Annotated in this window: 12 protein-coding genes; 5 read left to right on the top strand and 7 right to left on the bottom strand. The window is 59.8% G+C overall.

The window, feature by feature from the left end:
- From AC1DM5_RS06310 to AC1DM5_RS06300, 3 genes are all read left to right on the top strand, one after another.
- Positions 1-690 (top strand): TehB-like domain-containing protein, encoded by a 690-nt coding sequence (locus tag AC1DM5_RS06310; RefSeq protein ID WP_477818424.1) that lies wholly within the window; start codon positions 1-3, stop codon positions 688-690.
- On the top strand, positions 683-1,897 hold the full coding sequence (gene hmpA, locus AC1DM5_RS06305; RefSeq protein ID WP_477818423.1) for an NO-inducible flavohemoprotein: 1,215 nt from the start codon (positions 683-685) through the stop codon (positions 1,895-1,897). Before AC1DM5_RS06310 ends, hmpA begins: the two co-directional genes overlap by 8 nt.
- 340 nt (positions 1,898-2,237) lie before the next feature.
- Positions 2,238-10,733 carry a glycoside hydrolase family 94 protein gene (locus tag AC1DM5_RS06300; RefSeq protein ID WP_477974771.1) on the top strand — a complete coding sequence of 2,832 codons (8,496 nt, stop codon included), beginning with the start codon at positions 2,238-2,240 and terminating at the stop codon, positions 10,731-10,733.
- A 66-nt stretch (positions 10,734-10,799) separates the two neighbouring features.
- Here AC1DM5_RS06300 and AC1DM5_RS06295 read toward each other — a convergent pair whose 3' ends face one another.
- From AC1DM5_RS06295 to AC1DM5_RS06270, 6 genes are all read right to left on the bottom strand, one after another.
- Positions 10,800-11,858, bottom strand: a complete 1,059-nt coding sequence (locus AC1DM5_RS06295) for an adenylate/guanylate cyclase domain-containing protein (protein WP_477818421.1) — start codon at positions 11,856-11,858, stop codon at positions 10,800-10,802.
- Positions 11,859-11,947: 89 nt separating this feature from the next.
- On the bottom strand, positions 11,948-12,394 hold the full coding sequence (locus AC1DM5_RS06290) for an SRPBCC family protein (RefSeq protein WP_477818420.1): 447 nt from the start codon (positions 12,392-12,394) through the stop codon (positions 11,948-11,950).
- Positions 12,395-12,581: 187 nt separating this feature from the next.
- Positions 12,582-12,950, bottom strand: coding sequence for a c-type cytochrome (locus AC1DM5_RS06285; protein ID WP_477818419.1), 369 nt, complete (start codon positions 12,948-12,950; stop codon positions 12,582-12,584).
- A 4-nt stretch (positions 12,951-12,954) separates the two neighbouring features.
- Entirely contained in the window at positions 12,955-13,449 is a 495-nt protein-coding gene (locus AC1DM5_RS06280; protein ID WP_477818882.1) for a GXWXG domain-containing protein, read from the bottom strand.
- A gap of 206 nt (positions 13,450-13,655) precedes the next feature.
- Positions 13,656-14,285, bottom strand: a complete 630-nt coding sequence (locus tag AC1DM5_RS06275) for a glutathione S-transferase family protein (protein ID WP_477818418.1) — start codon at positions 14,283-14,285, stop codon at positions 13,656-13,658.
- 108 nt (positions 14,286-14,393) lie between these two features.
- Complete coding sequence (locus AC1DM5_RS06270; RefSeq protein ID WP_477818417.1) at positions 14,394-14,810, bottom strand: DUF2000 domain-containing protein; 417 nt, start codon at positions 14,808-14,810, stop codon at positions 14,394-14,396.
- A gap of 132 nt (positions 14,811-14,942) precedes the next feature.
- On the opposite strand from AC1DM5_RS06270, the gene AC1DM5_RS06265 reads away from it, so the two are divergent.
- Together AC1DM5_RS06265 and AC1DM5_RS06260 are read left to right on the top strand one after the other, a co-directional pair.
- Entirely contained in the window at positions 14,943-15,410 is a 468-nt protein-coding gene (locus tag AC1DM5_RS06265) for an Lrp/AsnC family transcriptional regulator (RefSeq protein WP_477818416.1), read from the top strand.
- A gap of 677 nt (positions 15,411-16,087) precedes the next feature.
- Entirely contained in the window at positions 16,088-17,485 is a 1,398-nt protein-coding gene (locus tag AC1DM5_RS06260; protein WP_477818415.1) for a TolB family protein, read from the top strand.
- 33 nt (positions 17,486-17,518) lie between these two features.
- On the opposite strand, the gene AC1DM5_RS06255 is transcribed toward AC1DM5_RS06260, so the two are convergent.
- Positions 17,519-17,884 carry a DUF982 domain-containing protein gene (locus AC1DM5_RS06255; protein WP_477974769.1) on the bottom strand — a complete coding sequence of 122 codons (366 nt, stop codon included), beginning with the start codon at positions 17,882-17,884 and terminating at the stop codon, positions 17,519-17,521.
- Between the last annotated feature and the right edge of the window lie 109 nt (positions 17,885-17,993).

Below are 17,993 nucleotides of genomic sequence, written 5' to 3'. Positions count from 1 at the left end.
ATGGATGCGGCCAAGTTGGAAGAGAGCCAAATTCCGCCGGTGTTGGAGCGGTTCTATGAGAAAGTCCGGCGCGACCAGATGCTTGGCCCGGTTTTCACCGTCGTGGCGGATTGGCCGGAGCATTTGCAGCGACTGACTGAATTCTGGTCTTCGCTGATGCTCACGACTGGCAAATACAAGGGCAATCCGGTCGCGATCCACCTGATCCATGCCGACAAGATAGAGCCCGCAATGTTTGAGCGCTGGCTTGCGATCTGGCGCGAGACGACAGACGAGATGCTGCCTCTCGCAGTTGCGCAAGAGATGCAGATCAAGGCGAGGCGGATTGCCTCGCGGCTGAACCTGGCGCTGACCGGAGAGATGCTTGAGCTGCAGGCAGAAAAACCAACGCCACCGAGACCGAAGCCATACAAGACAACAAAGATCTTCGATGAAACGACTGTGCCAACAGCACTTCTCGAAAGTCATCGCGTCAAATCCGGCGCCTGGGCACTCATTCGCGTTCTGACGGGCAGCGTGCGCCTGGTGACAGGGCAGACCGTGAGCCCCTTAAACCCCGATCACATCGGCCGGGTCCTGCCGGAGGTGGAGCACCACCTGGAGCTCTACGGCCCTGTTCGATTTCAGATCGAATTCTTCGATCGCGACCCTCTCCATATTGATAGCATTGAAAGGAAACAACATGCCTAACCCACTTTCGGCACGCACCATTGAACTGGTGAAGCAGAGTGCTCCGGCGGTTGCCGCCCACGCGAGCGACATAACGAAGACGATGTACGGGCTGCTCTTCAAGGACGAGCACATCAAGGCGCTCTTCAATCAGGCGAATCACGGTGAAAATGGCTCTCAGGTTCACGCGCTGGCGGCGGCAATCGTCGGCTATGCGCAGAACATCGATAACCTCGCGCCTCTTTTGCCCGTCATCGAAAGGATCGCGCATAAGCACATCGGTTTTCATATCCTCTCCGAACATTATCCCTATGTCGCCAAATCACTGCTGGCAGCAATCCGCGAGGTATTGGGTGAGGCGGTATCCGAGGAACTGATCAACGCCTGGGGAGAAGCTTACTGGTTCCTTGCTGACACCCTGATCGAAAGAGAGGAGCAGATACGGGCCGAGCTTGAAAAGCGGGCAGGGGGCTGGAACGGCTGGCGCGAATTCAGGGTTGCCGAAAAAATCAAGGAAAGCGATGTGGTGACATCGTTTGTCCTGCGTCCGGTCGACGGGCAAGGCGTCGCACTTCATCGAGCCGGCCAGTATCTGACCTTCGATCTCAGCCTGCCCGATGGCAGCAAGACGAAGCGGAATTATTCGATCTCGTCCGGACCGAATCAGGGCTTCTATCGCATCTCAGTCAAGCGGGAAGAGAACGGCAAGGGCGCTTCGCGCTATCTGCACGATCACGTCGCGGTCGGTACGGTGCTGAAGGTCACGCCGCCTGCCGGAGACTTCTACCTGCCTGAGGAGCCGACCAGCGAAATGGTCCTGTTGTCAGGGGGCGTGGGTCTTACGCCGATGGTCAGCATGCTGGAGGCGATCGCCGGCGATTATCCTGACGTCGAAGCCCATTTCGTTCACGGAGCGATGAACAGTTCGACGCATGCGATGGACAAACATGTCCGCTCGCTTGCCCAGCGGCACGGCCGAGTATCGGTCAGCACCTTTTACAGCGAGCCCGCAGCCAGGGATGTTGCCGGGTTTTCTCACGACGAGGATGGTTTCATCACCAGAGGATGGCTGGAAACGAATACGCCGATCGATACGGCAAACTTCTATATTTGCGGTCCAAAGCCCTTCTTGCGGTCGATGGTCAGTGATCTGCGGGCGCTTGGCGTTTCCACTGATCGCATCCATTACGAATTCTTCGGCCCGGCCGATGAATTGCTGGCGGCCTGAAAGCGTCCGGCTGCCAGCCTAAATCCACAGCACGAACAGATATTCGACCAGGCGAAGCCACCGCGGCTCCGCCTGGTCGATTGCATTTTCAGAGACGGCAATGGACGCGGCGGCATGGCGATAGGGGTTCATTTTACCCGGCCGACGGTTCGATTAATCGTCCGTTCATTTTGCGGCCGCTATTGACCACTATCCGCCATTTCGAACAATCCACGTTTGAATGTAAACTCCTGCTCAAAAGCAATGAAGATGCCCAATTCGAAACGCTCGTGCCCCTTCTCGCATCCAGTTCCGCAAGAATGCATCGGCCGGACACGAACCCAGTAGAAGAGAAAACACTATGTCCTCTCAAAATATTACGGGCGCTTCGGGCGCGAATGTTCATGCAACCGCCGCTGATCCCGATTTCGGCATCCGCGCCGCTCTCCTGTCGAATGATCAGCTGAGGGTAAAGGCCGCGCAGTTTGCGGAAAACCGCGCGCTTGACGTGGCGAGCTTCAAGAATTTCGATTTCTTCCAGCGTCACCGGGAGAACGAAGCCGAGATCCTTAGGGTCTATCGCGCGGCTGCAGCCGAGGTCGATGCGGGCGAGAGCATCACGCCGGCGACCGAATGGCTGCTCGACAACCACTACATCGTCGAGGAAGCCATCCAGGAAGTCCGTCGTGACTTTCCGAAGAAATTCTATCGCGAACTGCGCAAGATCAAGCTTGACGGTACGGAAGTGCCGCGCACGCTGGCGCTTGCCTGGCTCTACATGGCGCATGCGCATAGCAATATCAGCAATGCTGGTATGGCCGCGGTCACGGAAGGCTTCCAGGACAGGGAGACGCTGCGCATTGGCGAACTCTGGGCGCTGCCCTCGCTCGTGCGCTACGTGCTGATCGACAACCTTCGCCATGTTGCGACGCATGTCGACAAGAGCCGCGAAATGCGCACCAGCGCCAATGGAGCGGCCACCCAGGCGATTGCGCTCGGTGATGCCGGGTCCGCCGGTTTCCTGGAGACGCTGGTTGCCAATCTCGATGATACGACCTTCGTCACCCAGCTGCATTATCGCCTGCGCAACGCGCTGGAGCCGACCGAAGCTGCGCTGAGCTGGCTCGAGGCCAAGCTCGCGGCAAAGGGGACCGATGCCGAAACGGTGATGTCGGCCGAGCAGGTGCGTCTGGGCGCGGCCAATACGTTGATGGGCAGCATCATCAAGAGCCTGCGTGAGATAAACGACACCGACTGGTCCGAATGGGTCGAGGAGGTCAGCACGATCGACAAGCTGCTCTGGCAGCAGACGGATTATGCCGAGCTCGATTCCGGCTCCCGCAACAGCTACCGCCGCCAGATCGAAAAGCTTGCCAAGCGCTCCGACAAGACGGAAATGGATATCGCCGAGGCGGCCGTGCGCCTGGCTGACCGCGCAAAGGCAGGAAGCCAGGATCCATCTTCCTCCGCCGGCAATGTCGGCTATTATTTCGTCGGCAACGGGCGTCCGGCGCTGGAGTCTGAGATTGGCTTCCGGCCGACGCTTGGCCTGCGGTTCATGCGCGTAATCCGCGAGCTGAACTGGCTGGCGATCGCCGTGCCGGTTCTGCTGCTGACGCTGCTGGCGCTGGTCATCACCGATGCGATTTTTGTCGATGCCGGCATGCCGCTTTTTGCGACGATCGTGCTGCTGCTGATGTTCGCGCTTCCAGCATCCGAAGGCGCGACGGGCCTGTTCAACTTCTTCGCCACCTTCTTCATCACGCCCGACCGTCTTGTCGGCTATGAATTCAAGAAGGGCCTGCCTGCGGAAGCCCGCACGCTCGTCACCATCCCTTGCCTGATCGGCAAGCGAGAACATGTCGATGAACTCGTTCGCAATCTTGAGGTCCATTATCTCGCCAATGCGCGCGGCGAAATCTACTACGCGCTTTTGAGCGATTGGCCGGACGCGCAGGAAGAACAGAACGCCCGCGATCTCGAAGTGCTCGACTATGCATTGAGCAAGATTGCCAATCTGGAGGCACGTTACGCCGAGGACGGCAAGCAGCGCTTCTATCTGCTGCATCGCCGCCGCCAGTATAATCCCGCCGAAGGCGCCTGGATGGGCTGGGAGCGCAAGCGCGGCAAGCTGCATGAGCTCAACATGCTGCTGCGCGGCGAGCCGAACACGAGTTTCCTGCCAGGCGCCGATATTGTGCCGCAGGACGTGAAATATGTCATGACGCTCGACAGCGACACGCGTGTCGTCCGCGACACCGTGACCAAACTTGTCGGCAAGCTGCATCATCCGATCAATCGCCCGGTCTTCGACGCCAGGAAACAGCGGGTCGTCGATGGCTACGGCGTGCTTCAACCCCGTGTGACGCCGTCGCTGACGACTGGCAAGGATGCATCGACCTTCCAACGCGTTTTCTCAGTGAATCGCGGCCTCGATCCCTATGTCTTTGCCGTCTCCGACGTCTATCAGGACATCACCGGCGAAGGCACCTTCACCGGCAAAGGTCTCTATCACGTCGATGCCTTCGAAGCGTCGCTGAAGGGACGGATCAAGGAAAACTCGGTTCTCAGCCACGACCTGCTTGAAGGCTCGATGGCTCGTTGCGCACTGGTGACCGACTGTGAACTGGTCGAGGACTTTCCGATCCGCTACGAAGTGGAAGTCTCGCGCCAGCATCGCTGGGCGCGTGGCGACTGGCAGCTTCTGCCTTACATCTTCGACGATCGTCGTGGCGTCACTGCGCTTGGCTGCTGGAAGATGTTCGACAACCTCCGTCGCTCGCTGACGCCGATCGCCTGGTTCCTGGCATCCGTGCTCGGCTGGTACTGGATGGACCCGCTCGGTGCGCTCATCTGGCAGATCCTCTTGATCTTCAGCCTGTTCGTCGCACCGACCCTGTCGCTGATCAACGGCATCATCCCGCGCACCAGCGACATCATCCTGCAGGCCCATCTGCATACTGTCTGGAAAGATATCGAGAATGCCAACGCCCAGGTGGCGATGCGCATCGTCTTCATCGCTGACACCGCCTGCGTCATGGCCGACGCCATCATCCGCTCGCTCTACCGCCTGTTCGTCAGCCGCAAGCTGATGCTGCAGTGGCGCACCGCCGCAAGCGCCCAGGCCATGGCGCAGACGACCATCCTCGGCCATTACAAAGTCATGTGGCGGGCTCCGGTGCTCGCCGTCCTGGCATTGCTTTTCGTCATTTCCTCCGGCGACAGCGCCTGGATGGTCGGTCTTCCCTTCGTTATTTTGTGGGTCCTCTCGCCGGCTATCGCCTGGACGGTCAGCCAGACGGCGGAAACCGAGGACCGGCTCGATGTGCCCGACAATGTCCGCAACGAATTGCGCAAGATCGCAAGGCGTACATGGCGGTATTTCGACCACTTCGTGGTGCCCGGYCAGCATTACCTGCCGCCGGACAATGTCCAGCAGACGCCGCATGCCGTCGTCGCCATGCGTACCTCGCCGACCAATATCGGCGTCTACCTTCTGTCGGTGATTTCGGCGCGCCGCTTCGGTTGGATTTCCTTCGAGGATGCGGTCAAGCGCATCGAGCAGACGATCGAAACCGTCGACAGGCTCGAGAAATATCGCGGCCATCTCTTCAACTGGTATCATACCGATACGCTGAAGCCACTCGGTCGCCGATATGTGTCATCGGTCGACAGCGGTAATTTTGCCGGCCATCTGATTGCGGTATCGTCGGCATGCCGGATCTGGGCGCAGGCTCCGCTTGCCCACATTCACACCGATCTCGATGGCATTGGCGATGTCGCGGCCATTCTTCGCGAGGTGCTGAACGAGCTTCGGGAAGAAGACAAGTCTGTCCTATCCCTTCACGATCGGCTCGATGGCCGGATCGCCGATCTCGAAACGGCGGTTGCCACCGGCAAGCGGGAGAAGGAATTCTCCTCGGGCCTGATCGAGCGATTTGCCGGACAGGCCCGCGAAATCCGCGAACTTGCCGGCAGCCTCGACCGAGAGGTCAAGACGGCGCAAAGCGACGAGATCGTCCAATGGGCGGAAAAGCTCGTGGCAACCTGCGAGCTTCATCTCACCGACAAGGCTTTCGATCCTTCGCAGGTGGATGCCATCAGCGAAAGGCTGATCCACGTCGGCAATCGCGCCCGCGAAATCGCTTTCGACATGGATTTCAGTTTCCTCTATCGCCCCGAGCGCCGGCTGCTGTCGATCGGCTTCCGGGTAGAAACGGAAGAAGTCGATGCGGCCTGCTATGACCTGCTCGCCTCGGAAGCTCGCCTGACCAGCCTGTTTTCCATCGCCAAGGGCGACCTGCCGACGGAGCATTGGTACAAGCTCGGCCGTCACGTTGTCCCCGTTGGACCGCGCGGGGCGCTGGTCTCCTGGTCCGGTTCGATGTTCGAATATCTGATGCCGCCGCTCGTCATGCAGGAGCGCAGCGGAGGTATTCTCAACCAGACCAACAATCTGATCGTTCTCGAACAGATGAACTATGCCCGCAAGCTCGGCACGCCGTGGGGCATTTCGGAAGCGGCCTTCAATGCCCGCGACCACCAGATGAACTATCAGTACAGCAATTTTGGTGTGCCGACGCTCGGCCTGAAGCGTGGTCTCGGCCAGAACGCCGTTATCGCGCCTTACGCTTCGCTGCTGGCGAGCCAGTACCACCCGGTCGCCGCACTCGAAAACCTCAACAGGTTGAGATCTGTCGGCGCGCTCGGCATGTATGGTTTCCACGATGCCGTCGATTTCACGGCAAGCCGCGTACCGGAAGGCAAGCAGTGCGCGGTGGTCTACAACTACTATGCCCACCATCACGGCATGTCGATCGCAGCCGTTRCCAACGTCGCCTTCGATGGAATGCTGCGCGAGCTTTTCCATGCCGATCCTGTCATCGAGGCAGCCGAGCTGCTGCTGCAGGAAAAGGCACCACGCGACATCCCCGTCATGGCGGCCAAGCACGAAACCGATGCGCCTGCTACCATCCAGGGCGACCTCATGCGTCCGGAAGTGCGCCGCCTGGAAGACCCGGCATCGCGCGAACGCGAATTGCTGCTGCTGTCCAACGGTCGCTATTCAGCCATGCTGACGGCGACGGGTTCCGGCTACAGCCGCTGGAAAAACCTCTCTGTCAACCGGTGGCGGGCCGATCCGACCGAGGACCGTTGGGGTTCCTTCATCTTCCTGCGGGATACGGAATCCAACGAATGGTGGTCTGCGACGGCCGAGCCGCGCTCGATCGCCAACGAACACGTGCGCGTCAGCTTCAGCGACGACAAGGCCGAGTTCGTCAAGACCGTCGGTGAGCTGACGAGCGAGATGGAAGTCTTCGTCGCGAGCGATCACGATGCGGAAGGCCGCCGTCTGACGATCACCAATACCGGCACCGAAGATCGCGTCATCGAAGTGACCTCCTATATGGAACCGGTCGCGACACTCGATGTCGTCGATACAGGCCACCCGGTCTTTGCCCGCATGTTCCTGAAGACCGAGATTGCCGCGGCCGGCGATGCGATCGTCGTCGAACGCCAGAAGCGCGGCCTGACTGATCCCGATGTCACCATCGCGCAGCTTATCGTCGATACGTCAGGCGAAAACGGCCCGACGCAATATGAGACGGACCGCATGCGCTTCCTCGGCCGGGGCCGTACCCTGACCGAAGCTGCTGCGTTCGATGCGGATGCCAAGCTGTCGGGCACGGACGGCTTCACCATGGATGCCTGCGTGTCGCTGCGCCGTACGCTTCGCGTACCGGCCGGCGAAAAGGTCAGCGTGACTTTCTGGACCATTGCGGCGGCCGAACGCTCTGAACTCGAAACGGCGCTGGAGCATTATCGCCAGCCGGAAAGCTTTGCCCAGGGCCTCGTTCAGGCCTGGACGAGAACGCAGAGCCAGTTGCGCCAGATCGGCGTAAACTCGAAGGAGGCAGCCGCCTATCAGCGGTTCGCGCGCTACATCATCTATCCCGACATGGCGCTGCGCGCCGACAGCAAGGTGGTTCGCGAGGGTCTTAAGTCCCAGTCCGTTCTCTGGGGGGCAACGCTGTCGGGCGATGCGCCACTGATGACGCTGCGCATCACCGACGAACTCGGCACCGATCTTGTCAAGGAACTGCTACGGGCTCAGGGTCTCCTGCAATCGCGCGGCGTCGAAGTCGATCTCGTGATCTTCAACGAGCGTGCCGGCGAGGCGGCTGCGGAAATGCAGCGCACGATCGACCAGCTCTGCGATGCGGCGCGCCATGCAAGCGAAATTGCCGGCATCCAGCGCAACATCTATGTGCTGCGCAAGGACCTGACGACACCGGAAGCATATGGCGCCATCATCGCTGCCTCGCGCGTTGTTCTGCGTGGCCGCGACGGCAGTCTCATCGACCAATTGCAGAAGGCTCGTTCCGTTGCCGGATCACCCGCGCTGCTCGGTCAGTGGGGCGATTCCACCCTGGTGCCGAGGATGGTCCGCGGTACTGCTGAGCCGGTACAGGCCGATGGCAACGATCTCGCCTTCTGGAACGGCTATGGCGGCTTTGCGGCCGATGGCAGCGAATATGTCGTGCGCCTGTCAGGCGGCGAACAGACGCCGCAGCCGTGGGTCAACATCATGGCCAATGACAGTTTCGGCTTCCATGTCTCGGCCGAAGGTGCTGCCTTCACCTGGAGCCAGAACTCCCGCGATCACCAGCTGACACCCTGGACCAATGACATGGTCACCAACCGGCCAGGTGAAGCCTTCTACCTGAAGGACCTCGATCGCGGCTCGGTCATCGTTCCCTATGCGTCTCTGGCGCAGCGCTCCGACACGCGCTTCGAAGCCCGTCATGGCCTCGGCTACTCGGTCTTCTCAACGGTTCAGGACGATATCGCCCTGGAGGTCACACAGACCCTGCATATGGAAAAGTCGGTCAAGCTGACACAGCTGCGCATCCGCAACGATGCGGGCGAGGCACGCAAGCTGCGTCTTTATGGCTATGCCGAATGGATCCTCGGCAACAACCCGACGAAGAGCAAACCCTTCATCATCTCCAGCTATGACAGCACGAGTGGGGCGGTCTTCGCGAGCAATCCGTTCAGCGTGAGCTTCGGGACGCGTGTCGCGGCATTTGCGGCAAGCGAAACACCGTCGAGCGTTTCCACCAGTCGTCGCGAATTCATTGGCCGACACGGAACGATCCAGCAGCCGCGCACCGTCTCAGCGGGCTCGCGTCTCTCCAACGCTTTGGATCTTGATGGCGATCCGGCAGCCGCCATGGCCTTTGATCTGGCGATCGGGCCTGGCGAGGTACGCGACATTTGCTTCTATATGGGCGATGCTGCCTCGCAGGAAGAAGCCGCTGCTCTGATTGCTGAGATCCGCTCGGTCAGCTTCGAAGCGGTTCTCGGTCAGACCCGCGACTTCTGGAAGAACTTTACCGGCAAGACGCGTGTTTCGACTCCGGATCAGCGCCTCGACTTCATGGTCAACAGCTGGCTGCCCTATCAAACCTACGGCTGCCGTATCATGGCTCGCACCGCCTTCTACCAGTCGAGCGGCGCGTGGAACCTGCGCGATCAGCTGCAGGATTCGCTGGCCTTCCTGCTGCACTCACCCGAGATCGCCCGCAAGCAGATCCTCGATACCGGCCGGCGCCAGTTCCCGGAAGGCGACTTCCAGCACTGGTGGCTGGCTGACAGCGGCGCTGGCGTTCGCACGAACATCTCCGACGATCCAGTCTGGCTCGCCTATGCGGTCGATCAATATTGCACGGCGACCGGTGATGCTGCGATCATGGACGAGATGCTGCCCTTCGTCGAAGGCGCGCAGCTCAGCCCTGGTCAGTACGACGCCTTCCTGCAGCCGCGTATCTCGGACACGACCGCATCGCTCTACGAGCATGCCGCCCTCGGCCTCGATCTTGCGATTAAGCGCACCGGGGTCAACGGCCTGCCGCTGATGATGAGCGGTGACTGGTGCGACAAGATGGACCGTGTCGGCATGGCCGGCCGCGGCGAGAGCGTCTGGCTCGGCTGGTTCCTGGCCGGCGCACTGCGTCGCTTCATCGCCTATGCCGAGGCGCGCGGCGACACTAAACGTGTCAGCCACTGGACGATGCATCTTGGTAAGCTCAAGGAAGCGATCGAAACGGCCGGCTGGGACGGCGAATATTATCGCCGTGGCTACTATGATAACGGTGCGCCACTCGGCTCCAGCCAGTCCGAAGAGGATAAGATCGACTCGATCGCCCAGTCCTGGAGCGTGCTGTCGGGCGAGGGTAATCCGGAACGCAGCGAGATGGCGATGACGTCCGTTCTCGACAAGCTCGTAGATGAAGAGGGTAAGTTCATCCGCCTCCTGACGCCGCCCTTCGTCAAGCCGGTCAACGATCCTGGTGTGATCAAGGCCTATCCGCCTGGCGTTCGCGAAAACGGCGGCCAGTATACCCATGCTGCCACCTGGACAGTGCTGGCTCTCGCCCGCATGGGTCGTGCCGAAGACGCTTGGCGGACCTTCGAGATGCTGAATCCGATCAATCATTCGCTCGATAAATCGTCTGCGGACGTCTATCGCATCGAGCCTTATGTGATCGCCGGCGACGTCTATGGCGAGGGTGCGCTCAAGGGCCGCGGCGGCTGGAGCTGGTACACCGGTTCGGCCGGTTGGCTCTACCGTGTGGCAGTCGAGGGCATTCTCGGCATCCGCTCGGAGAATGGTCGCCTGCACGTCAAGCCGATCCTGCCGGCCGGATGGAACGGCTTTTTCGCCGAACTCGATCTGCCGAGCGGGAAATATCAGGTTTCCGTTTCGAAGGTGGACGCGGATCGCTGCTCTGTGACGATCAATGGCACGGCGCTCGATGATTTGAGCGAGGGATATTTGCTGGCGGCCAAATGAGAACTCACTGCCGGGGCAGATTGACTGGTGTCACTGCCCCGGCGATTGCCGCGATCTGCGCGTCGTTCAATCCGTTGGCAAGGTGAAGACAGCGCAGGGATCGGCGATGCCGCGCAACTGGTGTTCACCTAGGGGGACCAGTCGCGTCGCAACCTCCGCAGCGAGCGCGCCTGATATCAGCACACGATGACCAAGGGACTTGCAGAGCCCTTCCAGCCGGCTGACCAGATTGACTGCGGGGCCGATGGCGGTGAAGTCCAGCCGGTCGGCCGCACCAATATTGCCCCAGAGCATTTCGCCGAAATGCAGCGCGACGCCGAAGGGCAGCGGCGGCAGACCTTGTGCTTGCCGTGCGATGTCGAGATGGGCCATGCCGGCACGGGCGGCCGCGACGGCGCGTAGCGACGCTTCGCAAGCCTCACCGGGCGTTCCGGTAACGGGAAAGATCGCCAGAACACCGTCACCAATGAACTTCAGCACCTCACCCCCGAAAGCATGTACCGCGCCTGCAACACGATCGAACCAGGCATCGAGGGTGGTGATCATGAGAGAAGGCTCGGTTGCTTCGGAGAGGGCTGTGAAATCGCGCAGGTCAGCACAGAGCAAAGCGGCGCGAATGGTTTCACCGCTGCTGCGGCCGAGTGCTCCGGCCTGCACCTGCGCGGCACTGCGTTTACCGAGATAGGCCTCTAGAAGGGTTGTCAGCGCCGTTCGTGCGGTCAGAGCCGCCAAGGGTGCCACTGCAAAGCGCGCGGCCTGGTGCAGCCGGTCCGCCTCGTCCGGATCGAACGAGCGGGATCCAGCCCAGCCCAATGTCGGACTGTCGGAGCCTCGGCCGATCTTTCCTTCGTATACTGGCCCAAGCCCGGCAAGCCAGTCGCCCGCAGCTTTGTTGAGCGAGCTGCCGGCAAAGTCGAGCGCTTCGATGACGGCGCCGGTCTCCGCCCGCCACAACCAGGTGCGGCGCGCAATGATCGGATGCGGAACGGTGAGAGTAAGGCCTCCGCCGGCAAGCGGCAGACCGTCGACAAGCAACTGGCGGCCAAGCTCGGCTATGAAATGTTCGGGGCTGGACGAGGCGCCGGCCTCATCGATCAGCCAGGCGAGGTGGGCGGGCAAATCCATGCCTCGATCATGCCATAGCGGTCACCTGATGTCAGCCAGACGTCGCTTTCCTCGTGAATTCGGCTTCTCATTTCAAATGAGAAGCTTGGTCATTTCTTGCCATAGAAGGGATCGGGTCCCGGGTCGCGTCCGGCCGCAACGGTGCTCAGCCGGCCAAGGTAGTGAGCCCAGCCCTCGGCGTGCCCGGCGCATTGTTCTGTATTGGGCAAGCCAGTATGCGTCAGACGCAGGAGCGTTCCATCAGGTTGTTCGATCAGATCGATCTCGACCAGGCTCGAGCCCGGCGGCACTACTTCGCTGCCATCCCAGCCAAAGCTATAGGCCAGGCGGTGGACCGGCACCACTTCGCGGAAAGAGCCGCGAGCGAAACGTGCGCCGGTCACGTTGACAAGATAGAGCCCTCCGGGCTGCGGCTCGAGCTCCGCCTCCGTCCCCATCCAGCGGAGGATCTTTTCCGGATCCGTCAGCAGGGCGAACACGGCCGCAGGCGGCGCTGAAAGATGCGTTTCGCGGCGAACGACGAGGGCCTCTTGCATCGCTTTCTCCCAAGTTTGGTTCGCGCCGAGGGCACGACGCGGTATACTGAACTAGAGGGAGGATCACTCGCAGCAAGGGTATCATGCGATACCAGCGCTTGAATTGTGGAGGGCGCTTCTGCTGCGAATTAACGTGGAGGAGGCGACAGAGCTCATATAGGCCCGCCGCCGTCCGCTGCCTGCGCTACTACGGATTTGCCTTCAGGAAGGCGATAAGGTCGTCGATTTCGAACCTCCAGAGTCCCCAGAAGCGCATCTTTGTGCCGGGGATTTTTCTGCTCGGGCTTGCCAGAAATTCCGCAAGTTCATGCTCGTTCCACACAAGCCCGTCTTCGCCGGCTTTCTTCAAAGCGGGTGAGTAGGCGTAATCATCTATGACAGCTGCCCGCCGTCCCACGACCCCCTTCAGAGAGGGGCCGAATGTACTTCTGGTGTCATCGATAATGTGACATGAAGAACAGGCCCGGAAAATTCTCGCGCCACGATCCGCATCAGTCGCGAAACCGTTGCCAGCAACTGACGCTGCCGTGATCGCCCATGCGATTGTTCTCAACATCGTTCTAGGCCTGAGCGTCGATTTTCGTGAGCTTGAAGAAGAACCGCCTTTCGTCGTCGCGCACGCACATCATCCCAGCCAGCGTATTTTCATCCACCCGCCTGAAGTGATCGACGACCGGCTGCTCGTTGTAGACCATTGCAGCGCTTGCGATCTGCTCGAATGTCCGAAGCTCCAGTGCGGCTGTCGTGCCTCGTGCGCGGAATGCCTTCTGAAGATACGAGAACGTCGTCCGGGCAAGGGCGGTCCGCCCGAATGGCGCCAGTTTGATCGCGAGCCCGATAGGGACGAAGCGCGGATCGATGGCCACGAGCCGTGCCGGATGCCACTGAAAGAGTAGGGCGTCGGCCCGCATGTCAGGATGAAAGCGTTTGCCGAACCATCGCAGGTTTTCGAGGACGCCATCGAGCGGATGCTCCGATGGAACGCCGGCGCCTCGCCACAATCCGACCATCTCAACTGGCTTGATAGGCTCCAGCGACTGGAACCAGGCCGTCATATCTTTCTGTACGTCCGCTTGCACGGGCTTACCTTCTCCTAAGATCGCATCAGGAACGAAGTAGCGATTGCCAGCGAAGATTCCGAGGCCCAATTGGATATCTCTGTGCGGAACCTTCAAGGTCGATGCTTGATATCTGCTCTTACCTGCCGTCGGCCTGTATCGCCACTAACGCTGACACCCATGCGGTATTTAAACACCAGCGCTCAAGGCACTGCATCGTAACCGCCTCGCCGGAAGGACGGTCGTTCCTGGAGGCGATCGAAGTAGGCTGTGACCGCCGACAGCGCGGGTCGTTCGATCGGTGTGCGAAACCAGCGATTGATCGACAGACCAATCAAAATATCGGCCAGCGTGAAGTGATCTCCTGCTACGAAAGGTCCGCCCGTCGAGAGGGTATTTTCCAGGACTTCCATCTTCCCGTTCCAGTCCCTGGCGCTTGCGGCAATGATCGAGGGGTCCGCATAAGCGGCGTCCTTGCGCACAAGACCCTGGAACGCGCCGCGCCAGGCACTGTTCAGCTCCGTTGCCTGCCAATCCATCCATTGCTCCACCAGTGCCCGCCTCCAGGGGGACGAGGGCAGGAGATCGTCGCGGCCGTGTCTGGATGCGAGATAGCGGCAGATCGTGTTGGATTCCCACAAGATACCGTCATCGCTTTCGATGACCGGCACGAGACCATTCGGATTGAGCGCGAGGAATTCCGGTGTCCTGGTCGAGGCAAACCCCGTTCCCCAATCCTCCTGCACGTAATCGATGCCGATCTCTTCGCAGGTCCAGAGCACCTTGCGAACGTTGATGGATGATTGCCTGCCAAGAACTCGAAGGACGCTCATGATCCACTCCAAACCAGTCGGCCTTGGGTATCAATTAAGACGTCACTTTGCACCACCCCAAACATGTTCCGGCGACAACAAAGCCTTTTGTGGTGCTTGCTCGGCGATCTAGCGCAGCAATTTCAGGGAACCAGTCAGCGACCTCACCCATTTCGCCGGCCCTGCAAGGCCCAGCCCATCGATCTCTTCTTCGCTCAAGTCCCTGTCCGGGAAACTGCGCTGATAATCAGTATAATCGTGCAGTGACCGCGCAAAAGCGGGAAACGGTACGATGGCATGTTCCTCCGGCTGGTTCAGCGCCTTCAACATGATCTGGCGGATCGTCTGTCCGTCGGCCTGCAGAATCGGCACAGGTCGGTTTGAGATGATATCGGCGGTCCTTCCGGCATGGTCGCTGAGCCTTTCGGCGCCGAGAAGTGGCATCTTGGCGCCCATGCCTATGCCGATGGCGCTGACGGTATTTGCAATAAGGGCTGGCGGGAGTTTGGGATCGACGACAATGGCAATGCGGATATCTGAGAGCATGAAAAAGACCTGAGATTGCGATGGCCACAGCCTAAGCGATCACCGCAGAAGGATCTTATCTGATATTGCCGTTCAGCGTGGATATTTGGTAGGCTTCACCCAGTCGAAGCGATTTTTGGGTAGATATTACCGATGACGACATTTGAGCCAGTTGAGCTGAAAATTCTTTCAAGCCTGCAGGCTGAGGGGCGGCTGACAAATCAGGAACTGTCCGAGCGCGTCGGCATGTCGACGTCTCCTTGTTGGCGAAAGGTACGTCAGCTCGAAGAGACGGGTGTGATCCGGGGTTACCGGGCCGATCTCAACCGGCGTAAACTCGGGCTCGGGGTTCTTGCCTTCATCCGGGTGAAGATCGATGGCCATAATGAGGCGGAGGCGGACGCCTTTGCTGCGGAGGTCGCGCGGCTGCGGGAAGTCATTGCCTGCTACAGCATTGCCGGAGACTCGGATTTTCTGTTGCAGGTCGTCTCGCCCGATCTCGATTCTTATGCCGATTTCGCCATGTCGGTCGTGCGCCGTCTGCCGCGCATCAAGGAAATGCAGACCACGTTCGTTCTTAAGGAAATCAAGCCGTTCGAAGGTTTTCCGGTAGGTCTTTAAGAGGCCGATCTGAGCCGACAGTCTTTGAAATAGCCGCCCAGCACATGCCGGACGGCTGATTGTCCTGAAAAGCAAGCCATCATGGCTTCAATATAGGCCGGATAAAAAATCACATTTCAACAAATTCAGTCTGGCTGACGGCGCTTGCGCCAAACTTTTCGCGACGCACAATAAGTATGACAATTTAGTTTTCTCGGCGGGGTCTACGGCTGGTGGGCATTTGCCGGCTCCATATCAAAGGCATGGGCAAGGTGGATCTCGAACTGATCCATTCTTTTTGGCTCGGCCTATCGATGAGGTCGAGACTGCGTCACGTCATCATAGAATTGCGCGAAAATCAGCCGCGACTGAAGCGGCAACGTCTCTCAGGGCACGGGCGCAGTGATGCTTCCCATTGACCTAGTTACCCGGAATTTCCCAATTCAGGCAATCGGGCGCCAAACCCGCCAAGGTTGCTCTGAATTCCGAGTGATCGGGTCTGGTTCCTGCGAACTATCCCCCTTCTCGTTGGGCTACTTCGGGTGAAGGCTTTGCCTTAAACGGCAAGGACTGATAAACTTATGCGAGCAAGCTTGTGTTTCAGTTGCCTGCTAGGTAGCGACAGCGCCTGTTGAGCAGTAGCACCCCAGAATTGCGTTGCCGCCCAGTCTTTGCCACAGCAAACCGGGAGAAGCATCATGAGGCATGGGAAAATCAAAGGAACCAACGGCCCAGACCACTTGGTCGGCAGCGTCTATTCCGATGACATCGTCGCGAAGAAAGGCGACGACCTCATCAATGCGCTGGGGGGCGACGACAGCATCAACGGCGGAGGAGGCTACGACACGGCGGTGTTCTCCGGTTCCGTCACAGACTACAGCTTTCAATGGTTGAGCGACGGCCGTCTTCAGGTTTCGGGACCGGACGGGGTCGATCTGCTTTCGAGCGTCGAGGCCTTGCAGATCGGTGGCGACACCTACGGCGTTCCAGCAGGCGCGACCTTCACGCTGGTCACGGCGGCCCCGTTCATTTGGACAGGCGGGATTTCCGACAATGGCAAGGTGCTGTCCTACGCCGAGATAAATGCCGACATTACCTCGGAAACGGCCTTCTTCTGGTCCCACGGGCAGCCGCATGAAATTGCCGGCAACGCCGATGGCCACTTCCTCGCCGTAGGCCCCGTCTCCGGCAACGGCCGCTTCGTGACCTACTTCGACCAGGACGGCACCACGCCTGCCGACGACAATTTCATCCTCGATCGCAAAACCGGGGATTTGACCAACATCACGGAGGGCGCGAGCGGCTTCACCTCCGTCACGTCCCTTTCCGACGACGGCCGCTTCGTCGCTCTCTACGGCATCGGGTCGAACCTCGTGCCGGACGCGGACAACCCGTATTGGGATATCATGATCTACGACAGGGTCCGCGGCAGCTTCGAGAACATCACGAAAGGCGAAGACCACGACAGCTTCAACCCGACTCTGTCTGGCGACGGCAAGACCGTGGCGTTCGAGAGTCTTGCCACCAATCTCGTACCCGGCGAGTCCGATAGTATTACGCGCGATGTTTTCGTTTTCGACATGACAACCGGAAAGATGGACAACATCACCCACGGAGGAAACGGGGCCAGTAGTGCGGCGGTGCTGTCAGAACACGGAAACGTCGTCGCCTTCCAAAGCGAGGCGACCAACCTGGTGGCGGGCGAGACCGATTCGAATGGCAATACAGACATCTTCATCTTCAATCAGAAGACCGGCACCATGGACAACATCACACACGGTGCCAACGGAACCTCCTCCGGGGCGTCCATTTCTGACGATGGCCGATATGTGACCTTCGTCAGCAACGCGACCAACCTCGTGTCTGGCGAAGCCGATCTGAACGGGAGTACGCTCGACGTCTTTGTGTACGACACCCATACCGGCAAGATCGCGAATCTCACGTCCGGAGCCAATGGCGATAGCGTCGGCGCTGCCATTTCGGGCGACGGGTCGACGGTGGAACTCGCTACATATGCCACGAACCTGGCCCCCGGCAGCCAAAGCGGCTTCCTGAATGCCATCGTCGCGGACGTGGGGGACTACTGGTTCGTCTGATCGTCCTTCGCGAGAGACAATACAGGTTCGGACCTAGGTGCCCGAACCACGACCGACTAGCGGACTTGCGGTTTGCACCCATTCGGTTGACTGCCGACTCTTCGCGGTCGTAGCGCGTCGTCGGGGCTGCCGCTCGTCGTCCGGCAGAACCTTGAAGCCAGCGTCTCTAGCGACGTTCACGAAGGCGCTCCTTGCTTTCGAGGCATCGTGATCGCCCTCCAAAGCCCGAAGGCAGGTTGCGAGTGCGTGCTGCCAGCCTGTGTCGTTGGGCTTCTTTCGCCACTGGTTGGCCATCAGGATTCCCACAATGTCTTCCACCGTCCTCGCGATCCTGGGGTGATCCGACCCCGGCAGAAAAACGACGACCTCTCTAATCGGTATCGATGCGATGTAATCCATCACGGCACCTCCTAGCCAGTCTTGCTGGTCTTCAGATCTCCTTCGATCGACTTCCGCAGGGCATCCATGATGTTGATGACGGCATCCATGATGTTGATGACATTCGAAG

The sequence above is a fragment of the Rhizobium sp. 01T437 genome, assembly GCF_056398505.1.
This window is presented reverse-complemented; position numbering and strand designations above follow the sequence as displayed.